The organism is Nocardia sp. NPDC050697, from assembly GCF_040654395.1.
Lineage (GTDB): Bacteria > Actinomycetota > Actinomycetes > Mycobacteriales > Mycobacteriaceae > Nocardia.
Window position 1 is genome coordinate 400,646 of sequence record NZ_JBFAHY010000002.1, and the last position, 23,856, is coordinate 424,501.

At 70.5% G+C, this 23,856-nt stretch carries 25 protein-coding genes and 1 pseudogene; 14 read left to right on the plus strand and 12 right to left on the minus strand.

Annotated elements, in window-relative coordinates; genetic code table 11:
* Position 1 precedes the first annotated feature (1 nt).
* A complete protein-coding gene (gene leuS, locus AB0H71_RS09375) occupies positions 2-2,836 on the minus strand; it encodes a leucine--tRNA ligase (protein ID WP_357017122.1) in 2,835 nt (944 codons plus the stop codon).
* Between the two features lie 177 nt (positions 2,837-3,013).
* Here leuS and AB0H71_RS09380 point away from each other — a divergent pair, with 177 nt between their 5' ends.
* A complete protein-coding gene (locus AB0H71_RS09380) occupies positions 3,014-3,415 on the plus strand; it encodes an SdpI family protein (protein ID WP_357017125.1) in 402 nt (133 codons plus the stop codon).
* Between the two features lie 3 nt (positions 3,416-3,418).
* On the opposite strand, the gene AB0H71_RS09385 is transcribed toward AB0H71_RS09380, so the two are convergent.
* Positions 3,419-3,790 carry a hypothetical protein gene (locus tag AB0H71_RS09385; RefSeq protein WP_357017128.1) on the minus strand — a complete coding sequence of 124 codons (372 nt, stop codon included), beginning with the start codon at positions 3,788-3,790 and terminating at the stop codon, positions 3,419-3,421.
* Positions 3,791-3,867: 77 nt separating this feature from the next.
* Between AB0H71_RS09385 and AB0H71_RS09390 the strand changes: the two genes are divergently transcribed.
* The 3 genes from AB0H71_RS09390 to AB0H71_RS09400 all read left to right on the plus strand — a co-directional run bounded on the left by AB0H71_RS09390 (position 3,868) and on the right by AB0H71_RS09400 (position 6,193).
* Positions 3,868-4,797, plus strand: a complete 930-nt coding sequence (locus AB0H71_RS09390) for a TIGR04222 domain-containing membrane protein (RefSeq protein ID WP_357017131.1) — start codon at positions 3,868-3,870, stop codon at positions 4,795-4,797.
* A 36-nt stretch (positions 4,798-4,833) separates the two neighbouring features.
* Positions 4,834-5,721, plus strand: coding sequence for a DUF692 domain-containing protein (locus AB0H71_RS09395; protein WP_357017134.1), 888 nt, complete (start codon positions 4,834-4,836; stop codon positions 5,719-5,721).
* A 73-nt stretch (positions 5,722-5,794) separates the two neighbouring features.
* Positions 5,795-6,193: a hypothetical protein gene (locus tag AB0H71_RS09400; protein WP_357017137.1), complete on the plus strand. Its 399-nt coding sequence runs from the start codon at positions 5,795-5,797 to the stop codon at positions 6,191-6,193.
* Positions 6,194-6,197: 4 nt separating this feature from the next.
* Here the strand turns inward: AB0H71_RS09400 and AB0H71_RS09405 are convergent, their stop codons facing one another.
* Genes AB0H71_RS09405 through AB0H71_RS09420 form a run of 4 tightly spaced genes read right to left on the minus strand, consistent with a single transcriptional unit; the run spans position 6,198 to position 10,718 of the window.
* Positions 6,198-7,229: an aminotransferase class I/II-fold pyridoxal phosphate-dependent enzyme gene (locus AB0H71_RS09405; protein WP_357017139.1), complete on the minus strand. Its 1,032-nt coding sequence runs from the start codon at positions 7,227-7,229 to the stop codon at positions 6,198-6,200.
* On the minus strand, positions 7,226-8,239 hold the full coding sequence (locus tag AB0H71_RS09410) for a 3-oxoacyl-[acyl-carrier-protein] synthase III C-terminal domain-containing protein (protein WP_357017141.1): 1,014 nt from the start codon (positions 8,237-8,239) through the stop codon (positions 7,226-7,228). The genes AB0H71_RS09405 and AB0H71_RS09410 overlap by 4 nt, the downstream gene beginning before the upstream one ends.
* A complete protein-coding gene (locus tag AB0H71_RS09415; protein ID WP_357017144.1) occupies positions 8,236-8,880 on the minus strand; it encodes an SRPBCC family protein in 645 nt (214 codons plus the stop codon). The genes AB0H71_RS09410 and AB0H71_RS09415 overlap by 4 nt, the downstream gene beginning before the upstream one ends.
* Positions 8,877-10,718, minus strand: coding sequence for a thiamine pyrophosphate-dependent enzyme (locus AB0H71_RS09420; RefSeq protein ID WP_357017147.1), 1,842 nt, complete (start codon positions 10,716-10,718; stop codon positions 8,877-8,879). The genes AB0H71_RS09415 and AB0H71_RS09420 overlap by 4 nt, the downstream gene beginning before the upstream one ends.
* 185 nt (positions 10,719-10,903) lie before the next feature.
* Here AB0H71_RS09420 and AB0H71_RS09425 point away from each other — a divergent pair, with 185 nt between their 5' ends.
* The 3 genes from AB0H71_RS09425 to AB0H71_RS09435 all read left to right on the plus strand — a co-directional run bounded on the left by AB0H71_RS09425 (position 10,904) and on the right by AB0H71_RS09435 (position 13,233).
* Positions 10,904-11,419, plus strand: a complete 516-nt coding sequence (locus AB0H71_RS09425) for an EXLDI protein (RefSeq protein ID WP_357017150.1) — start codon at positions 10,904-10,906, stop codon at positions 11,417-11,419.
* A gap of 84 nt (positions 11,420-11,503) precedes the next feature.
* Positions 11,504-12,451, plus strand: a complete 948-nt coding sequence (locus AB0H71_RS09430) for an ATP-binding cassette domain-containing protein (RefSeq protein ID WP_357017153.1) — start codon at positions 11,504-11,506, stop codon at positions 12,449-12,451.
* The gene (locus tag AB0H71_RS09435; protein ID WP_357017156.1) at positions 12,448-13,233 is read left to right on the plus strand and encodes an ABC transporter permease; all 786 of its coding nucleotides are present in this window, start codon (positions 12,448-12,450) and stop codon (positions 13,231-13,233) included. The genes AB0H71_RS09430 and AB0H71_RS09435 overlap by 4 nt, the downstream gene beginning before the upstream one ends.
* Before the next feature lie 202 nt (positions 13,234-13,435).
* On the opposite strand, the gene AB0H71_RS09440 is transcribed toward AB0H71_RS09435, so the two are convergent.
* Positions 13,436-13,645 carry a hypothetical protein gene (locus AB0H71_RS09440; RefSeq protein ID WP_357017159.1) on the minus strand — a complete coding sequence of 70 codons (210 nt, stop codon included), beginning with the start codon at positions 13,643-13,645 and terminating at the stop codon, positions 13,436-13,438.
* Positions 13,646-13,777: 132 nt separating this feature from the next.
* On the opposite strand from AB0H71_RS09440, the pseudogene AB0H71_RS09445 reads away from it, so the two are divergent.
* The 4 genes and pseudogenes from AB0H71_RS09445 to AB0H71_RS09460 all read left to right on the plus strand — a co-directional run bounded on the left by AB0H71_RS09445 (position 13,778) and on the right by AB0H71_RS09460 (position 17,081).
* A pseudogene (locus AB0H71_RS09445) lies at positions 13,778-14,644 on the plus strand (helix-turn-helix transcriptional regulator).
* The gene (locus AB0H71_RS09450; protein WP_357017162.1) at positions 14,641-14,832 is read left to right on the plus strand and encodes a DUF397 domain-containing protein; all 192 of its coding nucleotides are present in this window, start codon (positions 14,641-14,643) and stop codon (positions 14,830-14,832) included. The pseudogene AB0H71_RS09445 and the gene AB0H71_RS09450 overlap by 4 nt, the downstream one beginning before the upstream one ends.
* 612 nt (positions 14,833-15,444) lie before the next feature.
* Complete coding sequence (locus tag AB0H71_RS09455) at positions 15,445-16,002, plus strand: sigma-70 family RNA polymerase sigma factor (protein ID WP_357017165.1); 558 nt, start codon at positions 15,445-15,447, stop codon at positions 16,000-16,002.
* Entirely contained in the window at positions 15,999-17,081 is a 1,083-nt protein-coding gene (locus AB0H71_RS09460) for a pentapeptide repeat-containing protein (protein WP_357017167.1), read from the plus strand. The genes AB0H71_RS09455 and AB0H71_RS09460 overlap by 4 nt, the downstream gene beginning before the upstream one ends.
* A gap of 189 nt (positions 17,082-17,270) precedes the next feature.
* On the opposite strand, the gene AB0H71_RS09465 is transcribed toward AB0H71_RS09460, so the two are convergent.
* Genes AB0H71_RS09465 through AB0H71_RS09475 form a run of 3 tightly spaced genes read right to left on the minus strand, consistent with a single transcriptional unit; the run spans position 17,271 to position 19,333 of the window.
* On the minus strand, positions 17,271-18,059 hold the full coding sequence (locus AB0H71_RS09465; protein ID WP_357017170.1) for a zf-HC2 domain-containing protein: 789 nt from the start codon (positions 18,057-18,059) through the stop codon (positions 17,271-17,273).
* The gene (locus AB0H71_RS09470; RefSeq protein WP_357017173.1) at positions 18,056-18,631 is read right to left on the minus strand and encodes a sigma-70 family RNA polymerase sigma factor; all 576 of its coding nucleotides are present in this window, start codon (positions 18,629-18,631) and stop codon (positions 18,056-18,058) included. Before AB0H71_RS09470 ends, AB0H71_RS09465 begins: the two co-directional genes overlap by 4 nt.
* 60 nt (positions 18,632-18,691) lie before the next feature.
* Positions 18,692-19,333, minus strand: a complete 642-nt coding sequence (locus AB0H71_RS09475) for a YqgE/AlgH family protein (protein ID WP_357017176.1) — start codon at positions 19,331-19,333, stop codon at positions 18,692-18,694.
* A gap of 82 nt (positions 19,334-19,415) precedes the next feature.
* Between AB0H71_RS09475 and AB0H71_RS09480 the strand changes: the two genes are divergently transcribed.
* Complete coding sequence (locus tag AB0H71_RS09480) at positions 19,416-20,177, plus strand: lysophospholipid acyltransferase family protein (protein ID WP_357017179.1); 762 nt, start codon at positions 19,416-19,418, stop codon at positions 20,175-20,177.
* On the opposite strand, the gene AB0H71_RS09485 is transcribed toward AB0H71_RS09480, so the two are convergent.
* Positions 20,174-20,482 carry an N-acetyltransferase gene (locus AB0H71_RS09485; RefSeq protein WP_357017182.1) on the minus strand — a complete coding sequence of 103 codons (309 nt, stop codon included), beginning with the start codon at positions 20,480-20,482 and terminating at the stop codon, positions 20,174-20,176. The genes AB0H71_RS09480 and AB0H71_RS09485 overlap by 4 nt on opposite strands.
* Positions 20,483-20,689: 207 nt before the next feature.
* Between AB0H71_RS09485 and AB0H71_RS09490 the strand changes: the two genes are divergently transcribed.
* Positions 20,690-22,291 carry an alpha/beta hydrolase gene (locus AB0H71_RS09490; protein ID WP_357017185.1) on the plus strand — a complete coding sequence of 534 codons (1,602 nt, stop codon included), beginning with the start codon at positions 20,690-20,692 and terminating at the stop codon, positions 22,289-22,291.
* Between the two features lie 62 nt (positions 22,292-22,353).
* Positions 22,354-23,523, plus strand: coding sequence for a glycerate kinase (locus AB0H71_RS09495; protein ID WP_357017188.1), 1,170 nt, complete (start codon positions 22,354-22,356; stop codon positions 23,521-23,523).
* Here AB0H71_RS09495 and AB0H71_RS09500 read toward each other — a convergent pair.
* Entirely contained in the window at positions 23,520-23,846 is a 327-nt protein-coding gene (locus AB0H71_RS09500) for a helix-turn-helix domain-containing protein (protein ID WP_357018457.1), read from the minus strand. The two genes, AB0H71_RS09495 and AB0H71_RS09500, sit on opposite strands and share 4 nt — an antisense overlap.
* Between the last annotated feature and the right edge of the window lie 10 nt (positions 23,847-23,856).

Consider the following 23,856-nt stretch of genomic DNA (forward strand, 5'->3'; position numbering starts at 1 on the left):
GCTACCGGACGATATTCACCAGCTTGCCCGGGACCACGATGAGCTTGCGCGGCGCCGCCCCGTCGAGCAGCGCGGCGATCTTCTCGTCGGCCAGCGCGGCGGCCTCGATGGCGGCACCGTCGGCGTCGGCCGGGACCTGGATGCGGCTGCGCACCTTGCCGTTCACCTGGATCGGGTACTCCACCGACTCCTCGACCAGCAGCGCCGGATCGGCGGCCGGGAAGGGGCCTGCGCTCAGCGACTCGGTGTGGCCGAGGCGCTCCCACAGCTCCTCCGCGATGTGCGGGGACATGGGGGCGAGCATGAGCACCACCGGCTCCACCGCCGAGCGCGGCGCGCCGTCCGGGTACGCCTTGGTGAGGTGGTTGGTCAGCTCGATGAGCTTGGCGCCCGCGGTGTTGTCGCGCATGGCGGCGTAGTCCTCGTCGACGCCGGCGATGGTGCGGTGCAGTACGCGCAGCGTCTCCGCGGTCGGCTCGGCGTCGGTGACCCGGACCGCGCCGGACTCCTCGTCCACCACCAGCCGCCAGACCCGCTGCAGGAAGCGGTGCGCGCCGACGACGTCCTTGGTGGCCCACGGGCGCGAGGTGTCGAGCGGGCCCATGGCCATCTCGTAGAAGCGGAAGGTGTCGGCGCCGTACAGGTCGCACATCTCGTCCGGCGAGATGGCGTTCTTCAGCGATTTGCCGATCTTGCCGTACTCCTGGAACACCCGCTGCTCGTGCCAGAAGAACTGGCCGTCGCGCTCGGTCACCTCGGCCGCGGGCACGTAGGCGCCGCGCTCGTCGGTGTAGGCGTGCGCCTGGATGTAGCCCTGGTTGAACAGCTTCCGGTACGGCTCGCTGCCGGTGACATCGCCCAGGTCGAAGAGGACCTTCTGCCAGAACCGCGCGTACAGCAGGTGCAGCACCGCGTGCTCGACGCCGCCCACGTACAGGTCGACGCCGCCCGGGTCGGCCGCGCCGCGCGGGCCCAGCCAGTACGCCTCGTTCTCCGGCGCGCAGAAGGCCTCGGTATTGGTCGGGTCGGCGTAGCGCAGCTGGTACCAGGAGCTGCCCGCCCAGTTCGGCATGACATTGGTGTCGCGGCGGTACTTGCGCACCCCGTCGCCCAGGTCCAGCTCGACCTCGACCCAGTCGGTGGCCTTGGCCAGCGGCGGCGAGGGCTCGGAGCTCGCGTCGTCCGGGTCGAAGGTGACCGGCGCGAAGTCCTCGAGCTCCGGCAGCCGCACCGGCAGCATGGATTCCGGCAGCGGGTGCGGGGCGCCGTCCTCGTCGTAGACGATCGGGAAGGGCTCGCCCCAGTACCGCTGGCGGGCGAAGAGCCAGTCGCGCAGCTTGTACTGGACGGTCCCGGTGCCCGCGCCGACCGTCTCCAGCCGGGCGATCACGGTGGCCTTGGCCTCGTCCACCGCCATGCCGTCCAGGAAGCCGGAGTTCACCAGCTTGCCGTCACCGCTGTACGCGGCGGCGCTGACGTCGCCACCCGCGATCACCTCGATGATGGGCAGGTGCAGCGCGGTGGCGAAATCCCAGTCGCGCTGGTCGTGGCCGGGCACCGCCATGATGGCGCCGGTGCCGTAGCCGCTCAGCACGTAGTCGGCGACGAAGATCGGCACCGCCGCGTCGTTCACCGGGTTGATGGCGTAGGTGCCGAGGAAGACGCCGGTCTTCTCCTTGTTCTCCTGACGCTCCAGATCCGACTTGGCCGCGATCGACGCGCGGTAGGCGGCGACGGCCTCGCGCGGGTTCGCGGCGCCGCCATTGGTCCAGCGCTCGTCGGTGCCCGCGGGCCACTGCTCGGCGGTGAGCGCGTCGACCAGCTCGTGCTCCGGCGCCAGCACCACGTAGGTGGCGCCGAACAGGGTGTCCGGGCGGGTGGTGAAGACCTCGATGAACCCGGCCTCGGTGCCGAACTTCACCTGCGCCCCGCGGGATCGGCCGATCCAGTTGCGCTGCATGGTCTTCACGTTCTCCGGCCAGTCCAGGCCGTCCAGATCGTCGACCAGGCGGTCGGAGTAGGCGGTGATGCGCATCATCCACTGCCACAGCCGCTTGCGGAACACCGGGAAGTTGCCGCGCTCGCTGCGGCCGTCGGCGGTGACCTCCTCGTTGGAGAGCACGGTGCCGAGGCCGGGGCACCAGTTCACCACCGAATCGGTCTGGTAGACCAGGCGATACGAGTCGATCACGGCGTTCTTCTCGGCCGCGGCCAGCTCGCCCCAGGGGCGGCCGTCCGGGGTCGGGCGGGCGCCGTCGGCGAACTGCGCCGTGAGCTCCGCGATCGGCCGCGCCCGGTTCGCCTCCGGGTCGTACCACGCGTTGTAGATGCGCAGGAAGATCCACTGCGTCCAGCGGTAGTACTCCGGGTCGGTGGTGGCGAAGGAGCGCCGCCGGTCGTGGCCGAGGCCGAGCCGGTCCAGCTGACGCTGCATGATCGCGATATTCGACTCGGTGGTCACCCGCGGGTGCGTGCCGGTCTGCACCGCGAACTGCTCGGCGGGCAGCCCGAAGGCGTCGTAGCCCAGCGCGTGCAGCACATTGCGGCCGCGCATGCGGTGGTAGCGGGCGAAGACGTCGGTGGCGATGTAGCCGAGCGGGTGCCCGACGTGCAGCCCCGCGCCGGACGGGTACGGGAACATGTCCTGCACGAACAGCTTGTCGGCCGGGGTATCGCCGGCGAGCGGGCCGACCGGGTTCGGCGCATGGAAGGTCCCGCGCTCGATCCAGGTCTGCTGCCAGCGGCGCTCGATGCGCCCCGCGAGCTCGGCGCTGTACCGATGCCGCGGGGCGTCCTTCTCGGTGCCAGCGCTCTCGGTCGCCCGCGTGTCCTCCACCGCTCAGCCTTCCCTCTTTGTTCGTCCGGAACCTGAGTTATCAGGGTAGAACGTGGGCCCGTTCATCTCGAACACGATTCCGAGCGGCCCGGTTCAGGTGGATCCGCGCAGGTAGCGGGGGTCACACCGGACGATGCCCGCGCGGGTGCGCGGGGGCTCGTGCGATAACCTACCCCGGTGTTCGTCGTCGCTCTCCTCCTGTTCGCCGCGGCCGCCGTCGCCGTCGCGACCGGCCTGCTCGGGCTGACCGGACGGCTGCCGCGCAACCGCTTCGTCGGCGTGCACAGCTCGGCCGCGCTCACCGACGAGACCACCTTCCGGCTCGCCAACCGGGTCGCCGCCCCCACCTCCGTCGCCGCCGGTTTCCTGCTCTTCGCGGGCGGGTTGGTCGCGCTCGCCGCCGGCGGGTTCATGGCGCTGATCGTCGCCGCGGTGACCGGGGTTGTCGCGGTGTTCACGCTCGGGGCGGGGGCCAATGCCGCGGAGCGGGTCGTGGCGCCGCTGGTTCCGGAGCAGGTCGGTGGGTGTGGGAGTGCCTGCGGAGCGTGCTCGCTCCGCTCCGCCTGCGAACCCGCCTGACGCTCAGTCCAGCGGTTCGATGTGCCTCGAGAGCGGGGCGCCGGGCGGGTTGCGGTAGAGCACCCAGATGGTGACCGGCTCGGGGCCGGAGTTGCGGGCGACGTGCGGGTGGCGGGGGCCGCTCGGTTCGCGGAAGACGCGGAAGCGGGGGTAGCGGATGGGGGTGAGTCGCGCGTCGGGGTGGTCGAGGGTGCCGCGGGTGACGAGGACGAGCAGGGTGCCGTCATGGTAGTGCCAGCCGCTGCTGCCGCCGGGTTCGATGACCGTCTGCCGGAGGACGTATTCGTGCCGGCCGAGCGTGCGGCGGAACCATTCGCGGCTGGCGGTGCCGTGCGCGGGCGGCGGGTTGGGGCGCAGCCGGGGGAAATTCGCCATGGGTTCATGGAACCATCTGGCGCGCGGCCGGGCCGAGCTCGATAATCAGGCGAAACGCGGCGAATCGTGAGGTGGAGATGAGCGTGCTCGACACGGCGGCGGATACCTGGGGGATCTCCGGGCCGGACTTTCTCGCGCTGTACATCCCGGTCGCGGTGGCGGCGGTGGTCGCGGCGATCTGGCTGCGCCGCGGGGTGACGCGGCGGGACGAGGTGAAGCCGCGGCTGGAGAAGCCGGGGTCCGAGCTCAGCGCGCCGGAGCTCGGCCTGCTGATCGACGACAACCGGCCGGTGCTGGCGGCGCTCGCGCTGCTGCGCGCCGAGAACCTGATCGGGTCGGACGGCATGCCGGCGCGGGCCATCACCGCGGCTGATCGGAGCCGGCTCGACCCGTTCACCGGGGCGGTGTACGACCGGATCGCCGCCGGTACGCCGGTCAAGGTCGCGGTGCTCGCGGCCGCGGTGGCGCCGGATCTGCAGCGGCTGCGGGCCGGGCTGGTCGAGCGCGGCTACCTGCCGAGCCCCGCGTACCGGCGGGAGCTGCGGGACGCGGCGATGCCGGTGCTGATCGTCTGGCTGCTCGGGGTGGTGCGGCTGATCGCCGGGATCGCGAATGGGAAGGGGGTCGGCTTCCTCGTAATTCTGCTGCTCGTGCTCGGGTTCGCCGGGTTCGCCGGGTTCCTGGTGACGCGGGTGCCGCGGGTGACCGCGCTCGGGCGGGCCGCCACTACGGAGGCCGTGATCGCCAATGGGTATCTGCGGCCGCAGAACGCGCCCTCCTACGAGACGTACGGGTTGCACACCGCCGCGCTCGGTGCCGCGCTCTTCGGCGGGGCAGCGCTGCTCACCTTCGATGCCGGGCTGGCGAGCGCGGCGGAGCCGCCGACGTCGTCCTCGGGCTGGGACGGCGGGGGCGGTAGCGGTGGGGACAGCGGCAGTAGCTGTAGCAGCGGGAGTAGCTGCGGTGGCGGGGGAGGGTGTGGTGGAGGAGGCGGTTGCGGTGGATAGCCTGCGGCGGACCGGGTTAGCGCCGGGGGCCGGGCGGTGACGACCTTGCTGCCGGGGCGGGCACTCGGGATCGGGTGGCGGCCGGAGATCTGCGGGGTGATCGCCGGGCTGCCGGGGCTCGGGTTCTGCGAGGTGATCGCGGAGACGGTCGCGCACGGCGTACCGGCCGAGCTGGCCGCGCTGCGGGACCGCGGCGTTCCGGTAGTGCCGCACGGGGTCTCGCTCTCGCTCGGCGGCGCGGAGCCGGTGTCGCCGGAGCGGGTGGCGCACCTGGCGCGGAGCGCGCGGGCGTTGAACGCGCCGCTGGTGAGCGAACACGTGTCGTTCGTTCGAACGAACGGCATGGAGGCGGGACACCTGCTGCCGGTGCCGCGCACGCGGGCGGCGCTCGACGCGCTCGCCGCGAATATCGCGCGCACCACGGCCGAGCTGCCGGTCCCCCTCGCGATGGAGAACATCACCAGCCACTTCGATTGGCCGGAGGACGAATTCGCCGAGTCGGAGTTCCTGGCCGAACTCGTCGAGCGGACCGGCGTCTACCTGCTGCTCGATATCGCCAACGTCTACGCCAATGCCCGCAACCGCGGCCGCGACCCGCGCACCGAGCTGCGCCGCCTGCCCGCCGAGCGGATCGCATACTGCCACATCGCCGGTGGGCACGAGGTGGACGGGCGCTACCACGACACGCACACCGCCGCCGTCCCGGAGGCGGTGCTCGAGCTGGTCGGCGAGTTCGCCGCCGACCGCGATGTCCCGCTCATGCTGGAGCGGGACGGGAACTACCCGCCCGCGGCGGAGTTGCTCGCCGAGCTGGACGCCATCGCCGATGTCGCCGGGCGGGAGCGGATCACCGGCGGTTCCGAGCCGAGCCGAGAAGCGGCGGCCCCTGTAGTCGGCCTCCACGGCACGGGAGCCCGGCGGTGAGCGCGCGAGCGGCGGCAGCCCGGCTCCCGATCGACGAGGCCACGTGCACTCCGCGCACTATCGGCGTGCTGCGGTGAGCGGCCGAGCGGCGGCCGGTCCGGGCCGTGATCGGGAAGCAGCAGGCAGCCCGCCGAGTCCCGGAATCTCGGACGACGCGACCTGGGCCGGCGCGAACCAGACCGACCTCGCCACCCGCCAAGCCGAACTGATCCGCGCCCTGGTCGCCAACGGCCCACCCCCATCCGGCTTCACCCAGGACGACCTGGCCCCCACCGCCACCGCTCTGCTGCGCAAACGCGCGGGCCTGGTAGCCACGCGCTACCCCCTGCTGGCCCAGCGGATCGGCCCCGGCTTCCCGGAGCACTTCACCACCTGGGCCAAAGGCCGCCCCTCCACCTCGGTGGCCGACGACGCCGCGGGCTTCGCGGCCGCCCACGGCCTCGAGCGGAAACGCCGCTGGTTCCGCCGCTGACCCTTCAGTGCGGAATCCGCATGGCGCGCAACACAGCCCGCCCCGCCTCCGGGTCCCCGACCGCGATCCGCGCACTCCCATCCGGATAGCACCGCGCCTTGATCCCCCGCCGCCGCAGCGCGTTCGACGCTCCCGGCCCGGGCAGATACAGGAAATTGGCGTGACTCTCCGGCACCTCGATTCCCATCGAATACAGCGATGCCCGCAACAGATCCCGCTCCTCGGTAATCCGCCGCACCCGCATCCGCAACTCCTCGGCAGCGGCATACGACGCGTCCACGGCAGCCCCGGCGGCGGCACCGATCCCGAAGGGAAGCTGCTGCGTCCGCACTCGCCGCGCCAGCTCGATATCCCCGACCGCGTACCCGATCCGCAACCCGGCCAGCCCGTAAGCCTTGGAAAAGGTCCGCAGTACGAGCAGATTCCGGTACTTCGCGATGAGGTGATGCAGATCCGGCCGGTCGGCCCGATCCAGGAACTCGATGTACGCCTCGTCCAGCAGCACTGTGACCCGCGCGGGAACCCGGGCCAGCAGCGCATCCAGCTCGGCGAGCGGAAGCACCGTCCCGGTGGGGTTGTGCGGACGGCACACCACCAGCAACCGCGTGTGCCGGTCCACGGCTCGCCGCAGAGCGCGAACATCCTGCCCACCGCGGGCATCCAACGGCACCGGAACCGCCCGCACCCCCGCCATCTCCGCCATGATCGGGTACCCGTCGAAGGTCGGCGCGGCGAACACCATGCTCCGCCCCGGCTCCACCACGGTCCGCAGCACCTGCATCGCCACCCCGGTCGCCCCCGCCCCGACCACCACCTGATCGGGGTGCACCCGCAACTCCCCGGCGATCAGCGCGGGCAACTTCTCCGGCAGGAACTCCGGATACCGATTGGCCCCGGCCAGCTCCCGCTGCACCGCCTCCAGCACCGAGGGCAGCGGCGGAAACGGGTTCTCGCTCAGGCTCAGATCGAAGCGGCGGACGCCGCTGGAGGTGCCGTCGCGCGGCGTGGTGTCGCCCGGATACACCCGGACGCTCACCGCGCCGCACCCCAGCGCACGGCGGCCGCGGCCGCGAAATCGCCCGCGTGCGCGAAGGCGGAGAGCAGCACCGTCGAGCCGTTGCGCAGCCGCCCCGCCCGGTTCTCCTGGTCCAGCGTCACCGGGATGCCCGCCGCGAAGAGGTTGCCGCAGCGGTCGAAGGTGTCCGGGTGCCGCTCGGCCGGGAGCTCCAGGGCGTCGTGCCAGTTGCGCAGGAAGAGCCGGTTCGGCTGGTTGGTCACCAGGGTGTCCACCTCGCTGCTCTTGGTGCCGATCCGATCGCAGACCGCGAACGCCACCTCCGGCACCAGCCGGTTGCCGCGCGCGAGCACCGCGGCCACCTTGGAGTCGGAGAAGCGCACGCAGGCCTGCCCGTCGCCGGGCTCCCAGTAGCGGCGCTCGCTGCCGGTGGAGAAGGCCATGTCACCGGCGAACTCCGGATAGGTGCGGCACTCGGTGTCCAGGATCGGCGCGCTGTCGTCCAGCACGAGCAGCCCGACCCCGCAGCCGTCGCCGGGCACCGGCGCCTGCGGCATGCCGCGGATCTCGGACTGCGTGAACACCGGCCCCGCGCAGTTCTGCGCCGCCGCGATCAGCGCGGTCCGGCCGCCGCTCGCCCGCAGCAGGTTCGCGGCCAGCGCCATCATGTGGATGAAGGCCGCGCACCCGCCGTTGTGCACGTCGAGCACGTGCTCGGGCCGCGCGCCCAGCCTGCGGGCGACCTCGGGGCCCGCCCCGAGCACCGGGTTGTCCGGCAGCTGGGTGTGGGTGAGCAGCACGTCGATATCGCTGATCAGGTCGCGCCCGTGCCGCTCGATCAGCGGATCGGTGGCGCGCTCGATCATGTCCACCGCGGTCTCGCCGGGCGCGATGTGGTGCCGGGCGGCGGGCGCGCGGAACATGACATTGCGCGCCTGCCGCTCCGACCGCGAGTACTGCGTGAAGTACTCGGTGCCGACCGGGTCGCCGGGCAGGTAGGAGGCGACGTCGACCAGGCTGACGGTGTTCATCGCATCCACTCCGGGGTCAGCGGCAGGCCGTTGGCGTACCGGTACTCACAGATGGCCTTGAGGTTGTCCAGCTCCAGCTGGTGGCCGGGGCCGAAGAGCGGCCAGAAGTCGCCGACCCAGGCGTCCCGGCCCGCTGGCGCCTTCTCCGGGAACGGGTTCTTCTCGTAGAACGGGTGGTGACAGTTGGTCCACAGCACCACCGAGCCGGGCCGGTCGAATACCACCTGCGCGTCGACCACCCGCATGAGGTAGATCATCCACAGGTGTTCGCCCTGGTCCCAGGCGCAGTGGTAGTCGACGGTCATGGCGTCCGGGTAGGCGACGGTGCGGGTGTAGATCGGCGTGTCCTCGCCGAGCCGGTCGTAGGCCGCCCACAGCCCCGGCTCGTCGGTCTCGGTGAAATCGCGCATGCTGTAGGTCCACTCGGCCAGCGACAGGGTGTGCGACAGGTACTCGTACACCTCGCGCGGTGGTGCGTCGATCACGATCTGGACCGGGCAGTACTTGCCGAACACCTCGTCGTGCGGGTACACCGAGCGCAATCGTTCGAGAATGATGGGGAGCGTCGCGTCGCGATCGGAGTTCTCGAAGCGCAAGACGCCGGGAACGATCGGGACGGGGATATCGCTGAGAGCGGTCACGGTGTACTCCTGGAGGGGTTGGCGGAGAGGAAGGGCAGGAACGGGGGGATCTCGTCGGGATCGCAGGTCACGGCGACGAATGAGGGGCCAGGGGTATCGAAGGCCGCGGGGAGCGCGGTGGCCAGGTCGGCATCGGTGCGGACCGACCAGGCGGGCAGGCAGGGGAACATGGCGGCCATGCCGTCGCCGAGCTCCGCGGGGCGGAAGCGGTTGAAGCTGTAGCGGTCGCCGTAGTAGATCTGCTCGCGGGTCAGGCACATGGCGTGCGCGCTGTTGTCGAAGACGATCACGGTGAGGGGGAGGTCGAGCTGCACGGCGGTGTGGAACTCCATGCCGTGCATGTAGAAGGCGCCGTCACCCGCGATCACGACGGTGCGTCTGCCGCGAGCCAGGCAGGCGCCGATGGCGGCGCCGAAGGCATAGCCCATGCCGCCCATGCCGAGGGCGACGACGAAGCGGCCGTCTTGTGGGACGCGCAGGTGGTGGACGACGGAGGCGCCGGTATTGCCCGCGTCGGCGAAGACGTCGCTGCCCGAGGGGAGGGTGGCGGTGATGGCGTCGACGACGGTGCGGTAGCGCAGGCCGGGTCCGGTGGATTCCGGGACCTCGAGGCGGGTCGGGGCGGCGGTGGGCATGCTCGTGGCAGGTCCGCAAGGGTGGCTGTTCGTGGCCGGGCGGCCCGACGCAGGCGGTTCGTTCGCCGCTGTCGGCTCGCTCGTGGCAAGGTGACTCGGCGTTCGGCTCGCGGCGGACTCGTCCGGCGGCGACCCATTTGTGGTCGGGTGGCCCGCCGCCGCCCCGTTCCCGGCCCAGGGTGCGCGGATGGCCGCGGCGCACAACTCCGGCTCCAGCGCATCGGCGAGGGTATTGAGCGTGTACCGCAGATCCGAACTGTGCGCGTGCAGCGCACGCGGGTGTGGCTCAGTGTGCCCGATCGACAGCACCGGCACGCCGTCCAGCTCGAGCCCGGTCCGCGCGGGCCCCGGCATCGTGGTGCCGACCAGCAGACACACACTCGCCCCCGCCAGCGCGGCAGGCAACTCCGGATGCCCCATGGTCCCCGCGACCCCGCGAAAACCCGGTGCATCCTGGTCATAGACGTCCTTGGCATCCGGCGCGACCCCGACCCCCGCGCCGAGCAACCCGGCCAGCCGGGCCAGCTCGGCCCTGGCGTCATCCATCCCGACCTGCGCCCCGGCCAGCACCAGCACCCCACCGGCCACCCGCGCGGCGGCGAGCAGCGCCCGCACCTCGGCCAGCCGAGCCGTATCGTGCCGAGGCACGACGGCAGGTGGCGTCCAAGCCGGAAGCTCGATCACCTCCTGCTGAATGTCCTTGGGCAGCAACAGCGCAGCGGGCAGCCCACGCTGCAATGCGAGCGCGGCACCGTCCAGATGCCCGGGCAGCTCGGCGGCGCCCCGCACCCGCGCGCAGTACCCGGTGATCGTGGCGAACAGACTCTCCGCGTCGATGGTCCCCGCCAGCCCACTGGTGTCCTGGAAAGCGCCGTTCCCCTCCCCGGCCCGCGGCGGCTGACCGATCAGCGCCAGCACCGGAACCCGCGAGGTGAACGATTCCGCAAGCCCGGGAACGAGATTCATCGCCCCGCCCCCGGAAGTAGCTGCGACGACGCCGATCCCGGCGGAGGCCCGCGCATACCCGTCGGCCATGGTGGCGGCGGAGAACTCGTGCTTGGCGACCACCGCGCGCACCGCGGCACCGGAGGCGAAGACGGCGTCGTAGATGTCCTCGATATTGGCGCCGTCCACGCCGAAGAGCTGTCGCGCTCCGAGCGCGGCGACGGCGCGGACCAGATGATCGGCCACTCGATCGGGCACGTATTCCACCTCCTCCGGGGGCCGGATTGCAAGCCCACTCAGTTCATCGCGGGCGATCCGCGCGGCGTTCACAGCCGCGCCCGATCGATCCTCGGGAGAAGACACGGGGCGCGGCCGCACCCGGTTCACCGGCCGCCGGAAACTCGGGGTTGTGTTCTACATATACATCTACGTATAGTCATTGCATGCCCAACAAGACGATCTACGTGGCGGACACCGACCTCCCGCTCTTCCAGCGGGCACAGGAGCTGGTCGGCGGCAACCTCTCCGGTGCCGTCACCACGGCGCTGCGCCGCTTCATCGAGCTGGAGGAGGGGCGGCTGGAGGGCTTCGAGGAGATCGTGCTGCGGGTCGGGCACAACGGCGCGCGGCAGGTCCGGTTCTCCGGGGTGCTGCTCGGCGAGGTGAACGACATGGACGACGAGCGGGCGCTGCACGTGCGGGTGTTCCGCAGCCGCAAGGGCAAATTCGTCGCGCACACCCGCTACAGCGACTGGAACGAGTACCCCACCGAGACCGGCTCGCTGCGCGACTGGAAGAGCTGGCGCCGCATGCTCGGCATCGGCGAACTGGACTGGGGCGATTTCCGCCTGGAGATCGTCGACGACTACCCCGAACTGAAGGGCAAGATCCCGGACAAGCTCTACGAGCGCATCGCGGATATCGCCGGTCACCCCCAGGTGGAGGATCTCGACATCTGACTTTCGCACCAGCCGAACGCCGCCCCGGGGGGTGGCGTGTCTAAAACATGCATACATTCGTACTTATTCATGAAAGGAACCGCCATGTCATCGGCGATCTCCGTGCGCGGCCTGCGCAAGTCCTACGGCGAGCAGACCGTGCTCGACGGCATCGACCTCTCCGTCCCGGAGGGCACGATCTTCTCCCTGCTCGGCCCGAACGGCGCGGGCAAGACCACCACGGTGCAGATCCTCAGCACCCTGATCGACGCCGAGGACGGCACCGTCCGGGTGGCCGGGCACGATGTCGCCACCGAGCGCACCGCCGTGCGCGGCGCCATCGGCGTCACCGGCCAGTTCTCCGCGGTCGACGAGTTGCTCACCGGCCGGGAGAACCTGCTGCTCATGGCCGATCTGCACCACCTGCCCCGGGCCGAGGGCAGGCGCCTCGCCGACGAGCTGCTCAGCCGCTTCGACCTGGAGGAGGCCGCCGGCCGCACCGCCGCCACCTACTCCGGCGGGATGACCCGCCGCCTCGACCTCGCCATGACCCTGGTCGGCGCCCCCCGCATCATCTTCCTGGACGAGCCCACCACCGGCCTCGACCCGCGCAGCCGCCGCTCCATGTGGCAGATCATCCGTTCCCTGGTGGACGACGACGGCGTCACGGTCTTCCTCACCACGCAGTACCTGGAGGAGGCGGACGAGCTCGCCGACCGGATCGCCGTGCTCGACCACGGCCGGATCGTCGCCGAGGGCACCGCCGCCGAACTCAAGCGGCTGGTACCCGGCGGCCACATCCGCCTCCGCTTCGCCGACGCCGACGCGCTGGACCGCGCCGCCGCCGTCCTCGACACCGCGCAGATCGTCGGCGAGGAGTTCACCCTCGCGGTCCCGAGCGACGGCGGCGTCGCCGCGCTGCGCGCCGTCCTCGACCGCCTCGACCTGCACCACCTCGAACCCGCCGGCCTCGCCGTGCACACCCCCAACCTGGACGACGTGTTCCTCTCCCTCACCGGGCACGCCGCCGATCCGAAGGAGACCGTCCGATGACCGCCGCACGCACCCGCCCGCAGCCCGCCCCCCTCGCCGACACGCTCACCATGCTGCGCCGGAACCTGCTGCACGCCAGGCGGTATCCGAGCATGATCTTCGGCGTCATCGTCATGCCGGTGATCCTCATGCTGGTCTTCAACTACGTCTTCGGCGGCGCGCTCCAGCTCTCCTCCGGCGGCAAGTACATCGACTACCTGGCGCCCGGCATGCTGCTCATGATCCCCGCGTACATGACCGTCTCGGTCTGCGTCGCGGTCTGCACCGACACCACGAAGGGCATCGTCAACCGCTTCCGCACCATGGCCATCGCGCAGCCCGCCGTGCTCGCCGGCCACGTGCTCGGCACCCTGATCCAGTCGGTCCTCGGGCTCACCGGGATGGCGCTGGTCGCGCTGCTCATCGGCTGGCGGCCGAACGCCACCGTGCTGGAGTGGCTGGCCGCCGCCGGCCTGCTCGGCCTGCTGGTCTTCTCCCTGACCTGGCTCGCGGTTGCCTGCGGGCTGCTGGCGGCCAACCCGGAGAGTGCGAGCAACATGCTCTTCCCGGTCGTCCTGCTGCCGTTCCTCGGCAGTGGGCTGGTGGCGACCGAGACGATGCCGGTCGGGATGCGGCAGTTCGCCGAGTACCAGCCGTTCACGCCGATCACCGAGACGGTGCGCGGGCTGCTCATGGGGACCGAGATCGGCAACTCCTGGATCATCGCCCTCGCCTGGTGCTTCGGGATCGGGATCGCCGGTTTCCTGTGGTCCCGCTCGATCTTCGCCCGCCGCGGACGGTAATTTCCCGGTCTACGTCCAGCCAGCGGAACTCTCCGCTGGCTGGACGTTGTCGCGTCGCCAGATGGCAATGAACAGGGCGCGAAACCGCTGCACCTGATTCCACAGCTCGCCGTGATCCGGCCGGCCCATCCGACCCAGAGCCGCTGGACCGCCTGGTACCGCTCGCGGGCATCGTCCAGGGACGGGAGATCCGTCTCGGGCGTCATCTGATCGACTCCACGCGATCATCCGGATCGATCGAGGAGATCGCGCGCTCCATATCGGTCAACGTGCCCTCGTCCAGAACCTCACCCCGCAGGTTCCGAAGTTCGAAGCCCCAGGGCGGGGACTTCCGGTTGCGGACTTCCAGACCCCGTGCCGCGGCCCGTGCTCGCGCCGCCTGCAAACGGGCGTCATGCATGCTCTCGCTCATTGCCCCAGCACACCACCGAGAATCTGTTTCCGTAATCCCCGACGAAGAACCCCGCAGCAGGTAACTTCCTGCCGCAGAGCGGGAACCGATCTTCTGGGCCAGGAAACCCAGTACGGACTCGAGGGGGTAGCAGTGGGGGACAGCGGGTCAACACTGGCAAGCCGACGGCTCGCCCCGTACTTGCGTGACGCGCGGCTGGCTGTGAAATTGACGATTGCGCAAGCAGCGGCCGAGGCCGATATCAGTACGTCGGTGCTGCAGCGGCTCGAGACAGCGGAGAAGACGAGATTGAAGGCGCGCGATCTGGACGCCCTCTGCCGGGTCTACGAGATGCCGGATGACCAGATCAATGCAATGATCGGCCTGCTGCTCAAGGCTGGCGAGAAGAGCTGGTGGCACGCCTATGGCGACGTGATTCCGGCGAATTTCGATGTGTATATCGGCCTTGAGGCCGAAGCCGTTCGGATGGCGATGTGCCAGCCGTCGATCGTGCCCGGGCTGCTGCAAATACCCGAATACGCGCTCACGTTGATTGAGAACACCTTCCCGTAGTGGTAGGACGACGAGCGACAGCGGCTGCTCGCGTTGCCCATGGAGCGGCAAGTGCGAATCACCCGGCGGCATCGCCCGCTCGATCTGCTGGTGATCCTGAACGAGGCGGTGCTCCGATGCCGGGTCGGAGAGGACGCCATCATGGCCGCGCAGCTCCGGCACCTCGCCGAGGTCGGGAAACGGCCCAATGTCTCGGTCTGCGTGCTGCCCTTCGCCGCAGGCATCCCGATGGGTAGCCCGATCGGGCACTACGCGATGCTCGAGTTCGAGGCCCCGGCGTCACCGCCTGCTATCCACCTGGAGTCGCTCACGGGGAGTACGTATCTGGAGAAGCCGGGCGAGGTGTCCCAGTACGTGGATGTCACGCGTCGCTTGCAACGGCATACGCTGGGAAAGGACGCGAGCAGAAGCCTGCTCCGACAGATGGTCAAGGAGTTCGAGCAGTGAGTGAACCCCGCTGGTTCAAGTCGAGTTACAGCGCTGATCAGGGGAACTGCGTGGAGGTCGCGTACCTGTCTGGAGGGCGGTTTGGTGTCCGGGACTCCAAGAATTTGGATGGCTCGGCCCTGACGTTCCCGAACGCATCCTGGGCAGCCTTCCTGGCTAGCGTTTCGGCTGGTGAGTTTGAGGCATAGGGCCTGTAGCCGATGAACGCTAGCCGCCTGCTCGGCTGTGCGCAACGCTGAGGGCATGCTGGAACACCAGATCGATTGTGGCAGTAGGTCTGACTCAATCCCTGACCTTGGCCGCAGTGCTATCGCGGGCGCCGTGACGGCACGGGTCCACGACGAGTAGTCGCCCTTCCGCAACGTCGCAGGGTCGATGCCGAGGGAGCCTATGCTGCGAAGGAGTCGCCCGCCATGATACCGGGCCGTGCGAGCCTGTCATCGCTTGCCGCGCGTCGGTGCAGTCTGAACCCCTGGCACCTGCCTTCACTGGAGTCCGGCGAAAAGTTTCGTTCCCGAGTGCACGAACAGCATGCAGTGCCCCTCACCCTGGTAGCTACCTTGGAAGGAGGGGAGTTGGATGGATCCGATGCTCATCAGCTTGGTGACGGGAAACGTGTCAGCGGTCGTGGCTCTGTGGCTTCAACTGCGCTGGAGGGCTGTGCAGCAGAAGGAGCGCAGCATACAGATGGTGGAACTCGTACGAGCCCTACCAGAGAACAGTTGCGCCGAGTCGCAGGATGGTCCGATAGGTCGCCACACCCGGGTGACGGTGGGCAGTCGCGCGATCGGCCTTGGTCAGTGACCGACGAGCCTGATCAGGTTGCTGCCGATCTTAGGCCGCTGGCAAGGGCAGATGCGACGCGGACAGTCGATTACCTTCGGCGCGAGGAGTTCAGTGCATTCTATCGAAACCATGCCGCGATGCTGGTGGGATTCCTGGTAACCCAGGGTGCTCGTGCTGCCGATGCGACCGACATCGCTCAGGACACAATGATCAAGTTGTGGAAATCATGGTCGACGATCGAATCGCCCATGGCCTGGGCGCGGGTGGTCGCAGGCCGTGAACTGGTCCGTAGGCTCGGCGCTGTCGAAGAAGACAACATCGATGAATCCGAGCATTCAGCGCTGCTTGGCGCGGCCTCCGACATCGACGACTGGGTTCGCCGTGACGAGTACCAACGTGTGCTTGCGAACCTGCCGCCAAGGCAACGGCAGGTTTTGATTTGGACGACGGAGGGCTACAGCCCCGCCGAGATAGCCGTTCAACTGAAACTGAACGCCGCGACCGTGCGGTCGAATCTGCGAAAAGCGCGTCGTGCCGTGGCTCTACATCTTCAAAAGGGGGCACAGCAATGACCGAGTTCATGTACGAAACAACGACTGTGACCCAATGGTTGGACCTCCGCCGTGAGCGGTTCTACGCCGAACTCGGCGAGCGCCTCGATATAGCAGCAGGTCTTCAAGAGGTGCTTCTAACCGAGAACTACCGAGGTCTCGTCGACCATATTCAGGAGAACCTGGATGTTGAAGCCGGGCTCGCCGCCATCCTGTCTGTTCTTCCAGATGCGTCAACTCAGGACCAGCCCCCCGACATCGGATCGTTGAAAGCCGATCAAAACCGTCCGCCGGTGCGCACCGAAATAACGTCAGCCGCAGTTGCAATAACCAATGCGCCCTTAGGCAGCGCGGACTGGACCGGCACGGACCTGCGGGGCGCGGACCTGACCGGCACGAATCTAATCCGCGCCGTTCTGCGTTGCGCGAAGTTGGGAGGGGCGGACCTCAGTCGCACAGCCTTGACTGGCGCGGACTTGACAGGCGCGGACCTGCGCGGGGCGGATCTAACCGGCGCGAACCTGATCCGCGCGGTTCTGCGCCGCGCGAAGTTGGGAGGAGCGGACCTCAGTCGAACGGACCTGACAGGCGCGGACCTGCGCGGTGTGGACCTTGGCGGCGCGGTCCTGCGTGGTGGGGATCTGACCGGCACGAACTTGATAAATGCGGACCTGAGCCGTGCGGATCTGACTGAAGCGGTCCTGCGTAGTGCGGCCCTGATCGGCGCGGACCTGATCCGTGCAGATCTGCACAGTGCGGTCCTGATTGGCGCGAACTTGACCGACGCGGCCTTGATCGGCGCCGACCTGACCGACGCGGAGCTGAGCAACGCGAATTTGAGTGGAGCGCACCTGATCGGTGCGGTCTTGTGTGGTGCGGACCTGACCGGCGCTGATCTACGCCGCACGGACCTAAGCAACGCGGACCTGAGCGGAGCGGGACTGCCACTAATAGGCGCGATAACTGAGCTGAAGTGGTCAGGCAAGACTGTGTGGGGTCGTGACACTGGCGAGATTCGAGCCCGCTCGATCGAGCAGAGTAAGGGGGTTTATGTCTTGAATCCCTCCGGGCGGCAAGTCGATGCGCTCGCTGCTCGCTGATGGTCAATCCGAAAGATGCCGACGCACCCATCGGAGAGAAATTTGCCTGTAACTGTAACGGTCGTAGTGAAATGACTTTGACCGAGGGCGGTCGAATACGCGGCTCGTTCCATCGATGTCCACGACGGCGCGCTGGCAGGATCATCGAGCTGGTCGCCCCGTCCCGGCCGGACGGGGCGATCGGCAGGCTCAGACCGTGCCGAGCAGCACCGTGTCGCCGGTGGCGGCGGAGGTGATCTCGACGCTGCGGATGCGGTCCGGGGTGGTGGGGACGGTGCGTTCCAGCGTCACCACGTCCCCCGGCCCCGCGGGCCACTGGCCGAGGTTCCAGCGGGTGCCGTCCACGCCGGTGGCGACCAGGCCGAACTCCCAGGTGTAGCTGGCACCTGCGCCCGCATAGCTGCAGGTCATCTCGACCCGGGTTCGGTCGCCGTCGGCCAGCAGCCGGAAGTCGGCAGAGACCGGGCTGGCCCGGAGCGGCTCCATTGCCCGCTCAGCGAAGACCTGCTCGGTGCTCACCGGGTCCGGGTCGGCGGTCACCGTGGCGACCACCGGGACGGCGATGGCGATGGCGGCCGCGGCGGCGGCGAGGGCGGCGCCGGCGGTGACCCAGCGGGAGCGGCGGCGTTGCCGTTCGCTCGCGGCGGCGAGGCGGGGGAGCAGGTCCGCCGGTGGGGCGGGTTGGCTCTCCCGGCGCAGTGTGTCGGGCACGGTCGGGGCGATGCCCGCCGCGGGATCGCGCGGCGCGGTGTTCCGAGCGATCTCCGGGAGGCCGGAATCCTCGGCACCGAGACCGAGCGCGGTCTCGACCTCGACCAACCCGAGCAACCCCGGCATCCCGGCCAGCTCGGCAACGGCAGCGCGGCACCGCGAGCACCCCTCCAGATGCTCCTCGAACTCCAGCCGTTCCGCGCGAGTGAGCGACCCGAGCACATAGGCGGCATCCCACGTCGTGTAGTCGTCGACAAAGTCGGTCATCGGTTCGTCACCCCCATTTCCTGCAATGTGAGACGTAGGGCCCGCATGCCGTAGTGCATCCGGGATTTGACCGTTCCGGGTGGAATACCCAGTTCGTCGGCGATCTGCTGGGTCGACAGCCCGCGATAGTAGGCGCGCACGATCACCTCGCGGTGGTCGGCGCCGAGGCGGGCCAGTGCGTCGGCGACCAGCCAGCCGTCCAGGGCGCGGTCGGAGTGGTCAGGGGTGGCCTGTTCCGGCGGCGCGTCGGTGCGGAACTCGCGCCGGTTGCGGGCGCTGCGGTGTTCATCCACGGCGAGGTTCCTGGCCACGGTGAAGAGCCAGGCTCTGGCCGAATGGGTGGATTGGTCGAGGACGGCGGGGCGCTGCCAGGCGCGGAGCAGGGTTTCCTGGACGATGTCCTCGGCGCGCCCGGCGTCCCGGACCAGGCCGAGGGTGTAGCGCCAGAGCACCGCGGCGTGCTCGCGGTAGAGGACGGCCATGAGTTCGGCTCGGTCGGTTGCGGCCCACGGCGCGTTCTCCGGGTGGGTTGGGGGCGGGGTCGAGGCCGCCGGTCTGTCCGGTGCGTCCATCGGCTCACCGGAGCGGGGGGTTGGTCACGTCGTTCTCCTCTGTCGAGGAGTTACACGAGGCTAGTTGCGTTCTAGTTCGATCGGGTGCGAGGCGAGCAGCGAGAGCGGGAGCGGCTGCCTGCGCAGCACCTGTGCCCAGAGGTCGGTGCGGGCGGGGGCGATGGGGTCGGCGGGGAGCGCGGAGACCACGTACCAGTCGTGGTTGTCCAGTTCGCCCTCGAGTTGCCCGAAGGTCCAGCCCGCGTAGCCGGCGAAGATGCGGGCGCCCTCGATGAGCGGGCCGATCTCGGCCGGGTCGGCGTCCAGGTCGACCAGCACCACGCGGCCGTCGACCCGGCGCAGGCCGGTAACCCCGGCGATCGAGACGCCGACCCGGACCGTGGCCACGCAGAGCGCGGCGTCCCGCTTGACCGGGCCGCCGACGAAGAGCGTGTGCGGCGCGGAGACCAACTCGCTCCAGCGCGGGAGCACGTCGTGCACGGCGGTGTCGCTGGGCCGGTTCAGCACGACGCCGAGGCTGCCCGCCTCGTTGTGCTCGATGACGTAGATGACGGTGCGCCGGAAGGTCGGCTCCGAGAGGTCGATGGCGGAGACCAGCAGACTGCCCGCCCGCACGGCGGGCTCGCCCGGCCGGTGATCGCGGCGACCGTGGTCGCCGTGCCCGCGGGTCCTGCGATCGTCGGGGTCGTCTGCGCGTGCCACCCGGACATCATCGCAGTTGCAGCCCCGATGCGCTTGCCCTCTGCGGTGGGAAAGCGGCCGTCCGGCGTCGTAGAGTCGTGCCATGCGACCGCCCGAGGTGCTCCTCGACGACTTCGACACCGTCTACGACTTCTACCGCGATCACCGGCAGAACCGGGCGAAGGCATTGGCCGCGTACGCGTTTCTGGCGCGCCGCTTCCGGCCGCGGGTGCACTTCGCGGACGGCGCGCCGGAGGCGGTGCGGGCCCTGGTGCGGTCGGGGCGGCCGATGCTGATCGCGGTCAACCACCTCTCCCGGCACGATCCGTACACGGTGGCGGCGGCGGCCTGGCGCAGTCCGCTGCGGCGGCTCATCGGGCGGGTCCGGGTGCTGGCCAAGGACGAGCTGTTCGTCGACCCGAAGCTGCGCAAGCAGGTCGACATGATGGGCGCCATTCCGGTGTTCCGCGGCAAGGATCACGGCCTCAGGGCGGTGAACGCCGCAGGTCAGCGCATGATGGACATCTGCGCGGAGCGGCTGGCCCGCGGTGATCACCTCGCGGTCTTCCCGGAGGGCACCTGCAATGTGGTCGACCCGAGCCGGGTGCAGCCGGTGGGCAGCGGGATCGGCCACATCGCCTTCCGCGCGCAGAAGCTCGGGGCGGCGCCGGTGCTGCTCAGCCTGGCGCTGAGCTACGGCCCCGGGCGCGGCGACGGCACCGAGCCGTCCAAGGAGGAGGTGGTCGGGTCGTCCTTCTACTTCGGGGAGCCGGTCACCGAGCTGCCGACCCGGCCCGCCGAGATCTCCCGGCTGGTCCGCGCCGACCTGCAACTCGCGCTGGACGGGGCGGTCGCCGCCTACTAGTGCGGCAGCCCGAACTGGCTGCGGGCCCACGACGGCACCGCCGCCACGTGCTCGGCCCTGCTCTCGATATAGCGGTTGACCTGCGGACACATCGGCAGCACCTCGAACCCCTGCGCCCTGGTGTCGCGCAGCGCGGCCTCGAAGAGCGTGGCGGCGTGGCCGCGGTCGGGGCTGGCGTAGATCTCGGAGCGCACGAAGGCGCGCTCGGCGGCGGTGTCCTGGTATGCCACGTACCCGGCGAGAACCCCGTCGATGTAGAGCTCGAACCGCTCCAGGGCAGTATTGGTGCGGACCTCGATCGCCATGGCTCGACGCTACTCGGTGCGGGCCGCGATCGCGCGCTCGAATCCGGTTCGCGGCCAGCCTTTCCGCGCGGCCGGGCGGCCCTGCCCGCGGCGGGAATCCGCGCGGTGGACTTGTCGAACGCGGCTCGGCCGCACAGAATGCTTGTGGCCCGCCGCCCGGTACGCGAGCTCGGGGCGGCTGCGGCGCGGGCCCGGGAGGGACGGAAGATGACGAGCGCACAGCGCGCGGCCGGGCTGGCCGCGCTCCTGGTAGCCGGGCTGCTCGGTGCGGCAACGGCGACCCCTGCCCTGCTCGCGCCGGCCGCGGCGGCGCCCGCGGTGGCCTTCGGCGACTGCCCGGAGGGGGCGGTACCCGCCGGTCTCGGCGTGCAGTGCGCGGTGGTCGAGGTCCCGATGAACCACTCCGACCCGGACAGCAGGCGGATCGAGATCATGGTCAGCCGGATCGCGGCCGAGGGCAGCTCGCGCGGGGTGATCGCGGCCAATCCGGGCGGTCCCGGCGCAGACGCGCTTGACTACTGGGCGCGCCGGGTCGATGCCTTCCCCGCCGCGCTGAAGCAGTACGACCGGATCGCCGTGCAGCCGCGCGGCATGCGCTGGTCCACCCCCCTGGACTGCGCGGTGAAGCCGACCGGCGCCGAGCCCGCGCCGCCGCCGGGCGTCAAGGACATCGCGCTGCGCCCCCGCGACGACATGCGCGCCACCTGCGAGGCGGCGCTGCCCGGGTACCTGGACACCATCACCACCGAGAGCACCGCCCGCGACCTGGACGCGGTGCGCGCCGCGCTCGGCGTCGAGCGCCTCGACTACCTGGGCACCTCGTACGGCACCTACCTCGGCGCCGTCTACGCCACGCTCTTCCCCGAGCACACCGGCCGGATGGTGCTCGACTCCAATGTCAACCCGGGCTGGGTCTGGACCGAGGAGTTCGCCCAGCAGCAGGTGGCGGGCAAGCAGCGGCTGGACGACCTCTTCGCCTGGATCGCCGAGCACGACGGCGAGTACGGCCTCGGCACCACCCCGCTGCAGGTCTACCGCAACTGGGTGCGGCTCGTCGCCGACCAGGGCGGCGGCTGGTACGCCAACCTGACCCCGCCGCCCGCCTCCGTCACGGACCTGCCCGGCGCGCTGCCGGAGCCGCTCGCCGAGATCGCCCGCGACGGCTTCAACGGCAGCGTCGAGCAGATCGGCAAGGTGCAGAACCTGACCCGCACGCTGGTCGCGGGCGGGACCTCGGCGCAGGTGCCGCTGCTCGGCGCCACCACCGTCGCCACCTACACCCGCGCGTTCTGGCCGAACTTCGCGCGCGCCATGGCGGAGGCCAATGCCGACCCGCGCAATACCGGCAAACTGCTGGCGCTGGAGGGGGCGAGCAGCTCCGACCCGACCGGCCAGGTGGTCTTCGCCGCCATCACCTGCAACGAGAACGCCGTCGAGCCGCGGCCGGAGCTGATCGCCGCGGCCGCGGGCACCATCGCCTCCGGCGGCAGCGCCATGGAGGCGCGCGCCAACCTGGTGCGGGCCGGCATGAACTGCGGGTCCTGGCGGCCGGTGGCGAAGCCGGTCGCGGTGGACGGCGCCGCGCTGCGCACCCCGCCGCTGCTGCTGCAGAGCCGCTACGACGCGCTCACCGCCTACGAGGGCGGCCCGGCGCTGGCCCGCGCGGTGCACGGGCGGCTGATCACCGTCGACGGCGGCGACCACGGCACCTTCGGCCGCGGCAACGGCGCCGTGGACGACGCGGTGGTGCGCTACCTGGAGACCGGCGAGGTCGGCATCGACCGCGCCGATCAGGCCCCGCTGCCGTAGCGCCGCGTGGGCATCCGGAGGTCCGAGGTGCGCGCGCGGGCGCCGGGTTCCACAATGGGCCGATGACGCGCGAACCGAGTCCGCGGGTGGTTCTCGCCCCGGACAAGTTCAAGGGGTCGGCGAGTGCACCCGAGGTCGCCGACGCGCTGGCGACCGGGGTGGTGCGGGCGGTGCCCGCCGCCCGGATCCACCGGGTGCCGGTGGCCGACGGGGGTGACGGGACCGTCGACGCCTTCGTGACGGCGGGGTGGCGGCGGGTCGAGCTGGTCGCGCCCGGGCCCACCGGGGCCGCGACGCCCACCTCCTACGCCGTGCGCGGCGATACCGCGGTGGTGGAGCTGGCGGCGGTGGTGGGGGCGGCGAGGTTGCCCGCCGGGCGGCTCGATCCCCTCGGGGCGGGCACCGACGGGCTCGGTGCGGTGCTGGCGCACGCGCTGGAGTCGGGGGTGCGGCACCTGGTGCTCGGGCTCGGTGGCAGCGCCTCCTCGGACGGTGGCGCCGGGCTGTTGCGCGGGCTCGGGGCGCGGATTCTGGATGCCAAGGGGGCGGAGCTGCCGCCCGGTGGTGCCGCGCTCGCCGACGCGGCGCGGTTGGACGCGGGTGGGTTGCACCCGCTGCTGCGTCGTTCCCGGCTCACCCTCGCCTGTGATGTGGACAATCCGCTGCTCGGGCCGGCGGGTGCGGTCGCGGTGTACGGGCCGCAGAAGGGGGCCGGGCCGGCGGAGCTGGCGATTCTGGAGACGGCGCTGGGGAATTGGTCGCGGGTGGTCGGGGAGGCGTTCCCGGTGGAGCGGTACGGGAATGCCGCCGAGCGGGCCGGTGCCGGTGCGGCCGGTGGGACCGGGTTCGGGGTGCTCGGGGCGCTGGCCGTGCTCATGCCGGTGACCGTGCGCAGCGGGATCGATGTGGTGCTGGAGTTGCTGGGCTTCGCCGACCTGGTCAACGGTGCCGCGCTGGTGGTCACCGGGGAGGGGTCGTTCGACGAGCAGAGCCTGCGCGGGAAGGCGCCGCTCGGCGTGCTCGCCGCCGCTACCGCCGCCGGGGTGCCCTGTGTCGTGACTCCCGGGCGTTCGCTGCTCACGCCCGAGCGGGTGCGGGAGGCGGGGTTCGCGGGGTGTCACCCGCTCACCGATCTGGAGTCGGACCCGGCCCGGTGCATGGCGCAGGCCCGTCCGCTCCTGGTTCGCGTCGGCGAACGCATCGCGGAGCATTATCTGCGCGCGAGGGTCTAGACCCCGGCGAAAGTGCCGTCCAGTTCACACTGAGCGACATGCTCGCGGTGGCGGTCGCCCCACTCCTCGAGGGGGAGCAGCGCTACCCGGAGTGACTCGCCGAGGTCGGTGAGCGAGTACTCGACGCGCGGCGGCACCTCGGGGAAGACCTCGCGGTGCACGACGCCTGCCGTCTCCAGGTGCCGCAGGTTCTCGGTGAGCACCTTCTCGCTCACCCCGTCCAGCTTGCGCCGGATCTCGCCGAACCGCCGCGGCCCCTCGCCGAGCACCCACATGAGGTGCATGCGCCACTTGCCGCCGACCACATCGATGGCCACGGACATTCCGCAGACC

What these genes read in the sequence shown, in the direction of transcription:
- AB0H71_RS09465 (WP_357017170.1), bottom strand. Translation starts at nt 18,059, where the DNA reads ATGACCGACTTTGTCGACGACTACACGACGTGGGATGCCGCCTATGTG.
- AB0H71_RS09440 (WP_357017159.1), bottom strand. Translation starts at nt 13,645, where the DNA reads ATGAGCGAGAGCATGCATGACGCCCGTTTGCAGGCGGCGCGAGCACGG.
- AB0H71_RS09385 (WP_357017128.1), bottom strand. Translation starts at nt 3,790, where the DNA reads ATGGCGAATTTCCCCCGGCTGCGCCCCAACCCGCCGCCCGCGCACGGC.
- AB0H71_RS09470 (WP_357017173.1), bottom strand. Translation starts at nt 18,631, where the DNA reads ATGGACGCACCGGACAGACCGGCGGCCTCGACCCCGCCCCCAACCCAC.
- AB0H71_RS09500 (WP_357018457.1), bottom strand. Translation starts at nt 23,846, where the DNA reads ATGTCCGTGGCCATCGATGTGGTCGGCGGCAAGTGGCGCATGCACCTC.
- AB0H71_RS09435 (WP_357017156.1), top strand. Translation starts at nt 12,448, where the DNA reads ATGACCGCCGCACGCACCCGCCCGCAGCCCGCCCCCCTCGCCGACACG.
- AB0H71_RS09480 (WP_357017179.1), top strand. Translation starts at nt 19,416, where the DNA reads ATGCGACCGCCCGAGGTGCTCCTCGACGACTTCGACACCGTCTACGAC.
- AB0H71_RS09390 (WP_357017131.1), top strand. Translation starts at nt 3,868, where the DNA reads ATGAGCGTGCTCGACACGGCGGCGGATACCTGGGGGATCTCCGGGCCG.
- AB0H71_RS09495 (WP_357017188.1), top strand. Translation starts at nt 22,354, where the DNA reads ATGACGCGCGAACCGAGTCCGCGGGTGGTTCTCGCCCCGGACAAGTTC.
- AB0H71_RS09425 (WP_357017150.1), top strand. Translation starts at nt 10,904, where the DNA reads ATGCCCAACAAGACGATCTACGTGGCGGACACCGACCTCCCGCTCTTC.
- AB0H71_RS09490 (WP_357017185.1), top strand. Translation starts at nt 20,690, where the DNA reads ATGACGAGCGCACAGCGCGCGGCCGGGCTGGCCGCGCTCCTGGTAGCC.
- AB0H71_RS09410 (WP_357017141.1), bottom strand. Translation starts at nt 8,239, where the DNA reads ATGAACACCGTCAGCCTGGTCGACGTCGCCTCCTACCTGCCCGGCGAC.
- AB0H71_RS09430 (WP_357017153.1), top strand. Translation starts at nt 11,504, where the DNA reads ATGTCATCGGCGATCTCCGTGCGCGGCCTGCGCAAGTCCTACGGCGAG.
- AB0H71_RS09460 (WP_357017167.1), top strand. Translation starts at nt 15,999, where the DNA reads ATGACCGAGTTCATGTACGAAACAACGACTGTGACCCAATGGTTGGAC.
- AB0H71_RS09485 (WP_357017182.1), bottom strand. Translation starts at nt 20,482, where the DNA reads ATGGCGATCGAGGTCCGCACCAATACTGCCCTGGAGCGGTTCGAGCTC.